General features: G+C 69.8%; 5 protein-coding genes. 4 read left to right on the forward strand and 1 reads right to left on the reverse strand.

The window, feature by feature from the left end; all coding sequences use genetic code 11:
• From G3I53_RS02200 to G3I53_RS02215, 4 genes are all read left to right on the forward strand, one after another.
• The coding region (locus tag G3I53_RS02200; protein WP_203616660.1) for a vitamin B12 dependent-methionine synthase activation domain-containing protein at positions 1-1345 on the forward strand (1345 nt) is incomplete at its 5' end.
• A gap of 183 nt (positions 1346-1528) precedes the next feature.
• Complete coding sequence (locus tag G3I53_RS02205) at positions 1529-2278, forward strand: HAD family phosphatase (protein ID WP_275406480.1); 750 nt, start codon at positions 1529-1531, stop codon at positions 2276-2278.
• 446 nt (positions 2279-2724) lie between these two features.
• A complete protein-coding gene (locus tag G3I53_RS02210; RefSeq protein WP_164337224.1) occupies positions 2725-4329 on the forward strand; it encodes an ABC transporter substrate-binding protein in 1605 nt (534 codons plus the stop codon).
• Positions 4330-4390: 61 nt separating this feature from the next.
• A complete protein-coding gene (locus G3I53_RS02215) occupies positions 4391-5974 on the forward strand; it encodes an ABC transporter substrate-binding protein (RefSeq protein WP_164337225.1) in 1584 nt (527 codons plus the stop codon).
• Positions 5975-6067: 93 nt separating this feature from the next.
• Here the strand turns inward: G3I53_RS02215 and G3I53_RS02220 are convergent, their stop codons facing one another.
• Complete coding sequence (locus tag G3I53_RS02220) at positions 6068-6739, reverse strand: response regulator transcription factor (RefSeq protein ID WP_024885186.1); 672 nt, start codon at positions 6737-6739, stop codon at positions 6068-6070.
• Positions 6740-6848 lie beyond the last annotated feature (109 nt).

A 6848-nucleotide genomic window follows, 5' to 3' on the forward strand; every position in this document is an offset into this window, starting at 1 on the left:
CGAACCGCACATGGAGAAGACCGACGAGGCCGGCAAGGGCACCATCGTGCTGGCCACCGTCCGCGGCGACGTGCACGACATCGGCAAGAACCTGGTCGACATCATCCTGTCGAACAACGGCTACAACGTCGTCAACCTCGGCATCAAGCAGCCCGTCTCCGCGATCCTCGACGCCGCCGACGAGCACCGGGCCGACGTCATCGGCATGTCCGGCCTCCTGGTGAAGTCCACGGTGATCATGAAGGAGAACCTGGAGGAGCTCAACCAGCGCGGACTGGCCGCCGACTACCCGGTCATCCTCGGCGGCGCGGCCCTGACCCGCGCCTACGTCGAGCAGGACCTGTACGAGATCTACCAGGGCGAGGTCCGCTACGCCCGCGACGCCTTCGAGGGCCTGCGCCTGATGGACGCCCTCATCGGCATCAAGCGCGGGGTGCCCGGCGCCAAGCTTCCCGAACTGCGCCAGCGGCGGGTGCGCGCCGCCACCGTCGAGATCGAGGAACGCCCCGAGGCCGGCCACGTGCGCTCCGACGTCGCCACCGACAACCCCGTGCCCACCCCGCCGTTCTGGGGCACCCGGGTCAGCAAGGGCATCCAGCTCAAGGAGTACGCGTCCTGGCTCGACGAGGGCGCCCTGTTCAAGGGCCAGTGGGGCCTCAAGCAGGCCCGCACCGGCGAGGGACCGACGTACGAGGAGCTCGTCGAGGCCGAGGGGCGCCCGCGGCTGCGCGGGCTGCTGGACCGGCTCCAGACGGAGAACCTGCTGGAGGCGGCCGTGGTGCACGGCTACTTCCCGTGCGTCTCCAAGGACGACGACCTGATCGTCCTCGACGACGACGGCAACGAGCGCACCCGCTTCACCTTCCCGCGCCAGCGCCGCGGCCGGCGCCTGTGCCTGGCCGACTTCTTCCGCCCGGAGGAGTCCGGTGAGACGGACGTCGTCGGCTTCCAGGTCGTCACCGTCGGCTCCCGCATCGGCGCGGAGACCGCCCGGATGTTCGAGGCCAACGCCTACCGCGACTACCTGGAGCTGCACGGCCTGTCGGTGCAGCTGGCGGAGGCGCTCGCCGAGTACTGGCACGCCCGGGTGCGCAGCGAACTGGGCTTCGCCGGGGAGGACCCGGCCGCCATGGAGGACGTGTTCGCCCTGAAGTACCGGGGCGCCCGCTTCTCCCTCGGCTACGGGGCCTGCCCGGACCTGGAGGACCGCGCCAAGATCGCCGAACTGCTCCAGCCGGAGCGCATCGGGGTCGAGCTGTCCGAGGAGTTCCAGCTGCACCCCGAACAGTCCACGGACGCCATCGTGATCCACCACCCGGAGGCCAAGTACTTCAACGCCCGCTGAGGCACGTACGCGCCTCCCGGCCCCCGTCACGAGCCCTCTGCGCACGCCCGCGCGGGGGGCTCGCGGGGGACCCACGGGGCAAATGAGGCACTTGCCGCGCGCGCGACGTACACTGGTCGGTCCACTGCAGGCCGGTTCCCCGCACGGGGGACCGGCCTGCTCGCCCCTTCAGGAGGTACGTGGATGACCAGTACGATCCCCGCCTTCGGTGCCACTCCCGGGCCGCTGCCCCGGGCGGCCGGCCCCGCCCCGGCGCCGGCCGCGCCCGCCGCCGGCGCCGGCCTGCAGGCCGTGCTCCTCGACATGGACGGCACGCTCGTCGACACCGAGGGCTTCTGGTGGGACGTCGAGGTCGAGGTCTTCGCCTCCCTCGGCCACACCCTCGACGACTCCTGGCGCCATGTCGTCGTCGGCGGTCCCATGACCCGCAGCGCGGGGTTCCTGATCGAGGCGACCGGCGCCGACATCACCCTCCCCGAGCTGACGGTGCTGCTCAACGACGGCTTCGAGGCCCGTATCGACGGGGCCCTGCCGCTGATGCCCGGTGTGGAGCGGCTGCTCGCCGAACTGTCCGAGCACCGCGTACCCACGGCCCTCGTGTCCGCCTCGCACCGGCGGATCATCGACCGCGTCATGAACTCCCTCGGACGGCGGCACTTCGGCCTCTCGGTCGCCGGTGACGAGGTCCCGCGCACCAAGCCGCACCCGGACCCGTATCTGGCCGCCGCCGAGGGCCTCGGGGTCGACCCGGCCCGGTGCGCGGTCGTCGAGGACACCGCGACCGGGGTCGCCGCCGGCGAGGCCGCGGGCTGCCAGGTCGTGGCGGTCCCCTCCGTCGCCCCCATCGCGCCGGCCGCCGGGCGCACCGTCGTACCGTCGCTGGAAGTCGTCGACCTGACATTCCTGCGCGGTCTGATGACGGAAATGCGCTAGGCGTTCACCCAGCGTGCAGCGGCCTTGCGGAGCGGAAATTCCCAGGGCGTGACCGAGTGATCACGGAACAGGTGTCCGACAGAATTCGAATCACTGTCGATGGCTGAATTCCGATACCGGAGAGGCCGTTTTCACATGTGAGTTTCACCACTTCTGCGGGGTGCGGAGGAGGTGGCGGTGCGTGCCGTCCGCCCCTTTTCGGCAGCTGTGCTCGGACCCATGTGTACCGATTGGTGGGACGCTGCACGAAACATTCCCCCGGCGCTTCTGCCGGTGCGTTCACACCTGATTCCACTGCGTGATGAGGGCCCAACTCCAGTGACTGTCCGCCCTCCTGCGGGGGCGGTCTAATCTCGACGCGAGAACATCACCCCCTCTCTCGTGATCCGCTGCGCCACCCCCGCATGCCGGGTACACGGAGTCGACAGCTCTGGAGAAACTCGAGCATGAACCGTAAGACTTTGGTGCTGGCGGCCGTGGTCGGCCTGCTCGCGCCGGTGCTCGCCGGCTGTGGCGACACCGACGGCGGCAGCGGCGACAGCGACGCCATCGTGGTCGGCACCACGGACCGGTTCACCGCCTCGGAGGACGACCCGGCGCCGATCGACCCCGCCTCCGCCTACGACGTCGGCACCTGGAACGTCCTGCGCCAGACCGTGCAGACGCTGATGATCCAGCCGCGCGGGGCCGGCGAGCCCGTGCCGGAGGCGGCCGAGTCGTGCGGTTTCACGGACGCCGGCAACGAGCGCTACCGCTGCACCCTGCGCAAGGGCCTGAAGTTCGCGAACGGGGACCCGGTCACCGCCGAGGACGTCAAGTACTCCATCGACCGGGCCCTCGCCATCAAGGCCGACAGCGAGGTCTACGCGCTGCTGTCCACCATCGACACCGTGGAGACCCAGGGCGACCGCGAGGTGATCTTCCACCTGAAGAGCGCCGACGCGACCTTCCCCTACAAGCTCTCCACCCCGGTCGCCGGCATCGTGCACCCGGACAGCTACGCCAAGGACAAGCTGCGCGACGGCTTCGAGGTCGACGGCTCCGGCCCGTACGTCCTGGACGCCGAGGTCGACAAGGGCGAGATGGTCCGCGCCACCTTCACCAAGAACCCGCACTACAAGGGCTCGTTGAAGGTGAACAGCGACAAGCTCCAGATGGTCTCGTTCGCGGACCCCGACGCCATGGGCGACGCGCTGGAGCACGATGACATCGACGTCATGACGCGCACCATGTCGCCGGACCAGATCGACGAACTCGCGGGCAACGCCGAGGACGACATCGACCTCGTCGAGATGCCCGGCCTGGAGATCCGCTACCTGGTCTTCAACACCGACGCCCCGGCCGTGAAGTCCAAGGCGGTCCGGCAGGCCATGGCGCACACCGTCGACCGCGGCGCGCTGGTCTCCTCGGTCTACGGCTCCCAGGCCGAGCCGCTCTACTCGCTCGTCCCGGCGACCGTCACCGGCCACTCGAACTCCTTCTTCAACCAGTACGGCGACCCCGACCCCGCCAAGGCCCGGGAACTGCTCGAGGACGCCGGGATCAGCACTCCGGTCGAACTGACGCTGCACTACAACACCGACCACTACGGACCGGGTACCAAGGCCGAGTTCGAACAGCTCAAGAAGCAGCTCGACGCCAGCGGCCTGTTCCGCATCGACATCAAGGGCCACCCCTGGTCCACCTACCGCCCGGCGGGACAGGAGGGCGAGTACGACGTCTACGGCATGGGCTGGTTCCCCGACTTCCCCGACGCCGACAACTTCCTCGCGCCCTTCCTGGACGAGAACAACTTCCTGCGCTCGCCCTACGCCAACGACAAGATCCGCGACGACCTCATCCCCGCGTCGCGTCGCCAGGCCGACCGGCTGTCCGCCGCGGGCAGCCTGACGGACATTCAGGACATCGTGGCCGACGACGTGCCCGTGCTGCCGCTGTGGCAGGGCAAGCAGTACCTCGCCGCCCACGACGACATCACCGGCACCGCCTACTCGCTCAACTCCTCGGCGACGCTCCAGTTGTGGGAGCTCGGCCGGGGAGTGGACGGCTGACCGACCCACCCGCCCGGGCCGGGGACCTCCGCGGCCGGGACCTACCGAGGACGAAGCACACGTGAACCTGCGCAACAAGTGGCCGGTCCTGCCCCTGGTGGCGGGGCTGGCCTCGGGCCTGCTGACCGGCTGTGGATCAGAGAACGGCGACTCCGGGGCGGACGGCTCCAACGTCGTGGTGGGGATGTCGGACGACGTCCTCGCCACCGACCCGGCCTCCGGCTACGACCCCGGTTCGTGGCTGCTGTTCAACAACGTCTTCCAGTCGCTGCTCAGCTTCCCCAAGGGGGCCACCGAGCCGCAGCCGGAGGCCGCCGAGGAGTGCGCCTTCACCGACTCGGAGACCACGGTCTACCGCTGCACGCTCAAGGACGGGCTGAAGTTCAGCAACGGTGAGTCCCTCACCTCGAAGGACGTGAAGTTCTCCTTCGACCGCATGCTGAAGATCGACGACCCGGACGGCCCGGCGGTGATGTTCTCCACCCTCGAGGAGGTCGAGACGCCCGACGACAGGACCGTCGTCTTCCGGCTCAACACCTCGGACGCCACCTTCCCCAGCAAGATCGCCTCCGGTGCCGGATCCATCGTCGACCACCGCGCCTACGACGCGGACAGCCTGCGCGAGGACGGCAAGGCGGCCGGCTCCGGCCCGTACAAGCTGGACTCCTACGGCGAGGACAAGGCCGTCTTCTCGGTCAACCCGCACTACAAGGGCACCGTCACGACCAAGAACTCGGGCGTCACCCTGAAGTTCTACCGCGGTGACCAGGGCGCCCTGCAGAAGGCGGTGCAGGACGGCGAGGTCGACATCGCCTACCGCGGTCTGACCGCCAAGGCCATCGCCGACATCGAGGAGACCTCCAAGGGCACCGAGGACGTCGAGGTCGTCGAGGGCAGCAGCGCCGAGGTCCAGCACCTCGTCTTCAACATGGACCACCCGGTCGCCGGCAAGACCGGCGTCCGCAAGGCCATCGCGCACCTGCTCGACCGCGAGGCCCTGATCCACGACGTCTACCGGGGCACGGCCACCCCGCTGTACTCGATCATCCCGGCCGGCATCGCGGGCCACAACACGGCCTTCTTCGACACCTACGGCGCCCGCCCCTCCCGGGCCAAGGCCGCCGCCGCCCTCCAGGACGAGGGCATCAGCGGCAAGGTGAAGCTGACCCTGTGGTCCACGCCGTCCCGCTACGGCCCGGCCACCGACGAGGAGCTCACCGCCATAGCGAAGCAGCTCAACGCCAGCGGCCTGTTCGACGCCGACATGAAGTCCGTCGACTTCGAGCAGTACGAGAAGGACGTCGAGGCCGGCAAGTACGGCGTCTACGTCAAGGGCTGGGTGCCCGACTACCCGGACGCCGACAACTTCACCGGGCCCTTCTTCGGCGAGGGCAACGTGCTGAGCAACAACTACAGCAACCGCACCATCACCGGCACGCTCATCCCGCGCACCGCCGCCATCACCGACCGCGGCGCGACCGACAAGGAGTACGGCGAACTGCAGGACATCGTCGCAGAGGAACTGCCGGTCCTGCCCGTCTGGCAGGCCAAGCAGTACGCGGTCGTCCGTGAAGGCGTCGCCGGCGTGGAGTACTGCCTGGACGCCTCCACCGTGTTCCGGTTCTGGGAGCTGAGCAAGAGCTGACCCGGGCCCGCACACACGAGGGGCGCCCCCTTCCCGGCCGGGAAGGGGGCGCCCCTCGTGTCGTAGCCGGACCGCGACGGCCCCGGCCTGCTTCTACTGGGCGCCGGGGCGCACCAGTCCGCTCTCGTAGGCGTACACCGCGGCCTGCACCCGGTCGCGCAGGCCCAGCTTGGTCAGCACATGGCCCACGTGCGTCTTCACCGTGGTCTCGCTGACGAACAGGTCCGCGGCGATCTCCGCGTTGGACAGGCCGCGGGCCACCAGCTTCAGCACCTCGACCTCACGGTCGGTCAGCGTGTGCAGCGTGTCCGGCACCGGCTCCTCACCGGACGGCAGGTGCGTGGCGTACTTGTCGAGCAGACGGCGCGTGATGCTCGGCGCGAGCATCGCCTCCCCGGCGGCGACCACCCGGATCGCCTGCACCAGCTCGTTGGCCGGGGCGTCCTTCAGCAGGAACCCGCTGGCCCCCGCCTTCAGGGCCTCCACGACGTACTCGTCGAGGTCGAACGTCGTCAGCACCAGCACTTTCGCCGGGCCGTTCCGCTCAGGACCGGTGATCTGCCGGGTCGCCTCCACCCCGTCCATCCGCGGCATGCGGATGTCCATCAGCACCACATCGGGCTGCAGCGCCCGCACCTGGTCCAGGGCCTGGAGGCCGTCCCCGGCCTCGCCGACGACCGCGAGATCCTGCTCGGCCTCCAGAATCATGCGGAAGCCCGTGCGCAGCAGGGGCTGGTCGTCGACCAGTAGGACGCGGATGGCCACGTAAGTCTCCTTCGCTAGTCCGGTCCCATTCTGCCCTGCGGCGGGCGGCCGGTTCCCGGCCGGGGCACGGCGGGCGCCCGGGCCGGCCCCGGTCAGGCGCCGCGCGGCG

The sequence above is a fragment of the Streptomyces sp. SID14436 genome (assembly GCF_010548465.1).
Lineage (GTDB): Bacteria > Actinomycetota > Actinomycetes > Streptomycetales > Streptomycetaceae > Streptomyces.

Bases quoted from the DNA above. Each gene is read 5' to 3' on its own strand.
- G3I53_RS02205 (WP_275406480.1), top strand. From the start codon at position 1,529: ATGACCAGTACGATCCCCGCCTTCGGTGCCACTCCCGGGCCGCTGCCC.
- G3I53_RS02210 (WP_164337224.1), top strand. From the start codon at position 2,725: ATGAACCGTAAGACTTTGGTGCTGGCGGCCGTGGTCGGCCTGCTCGCG.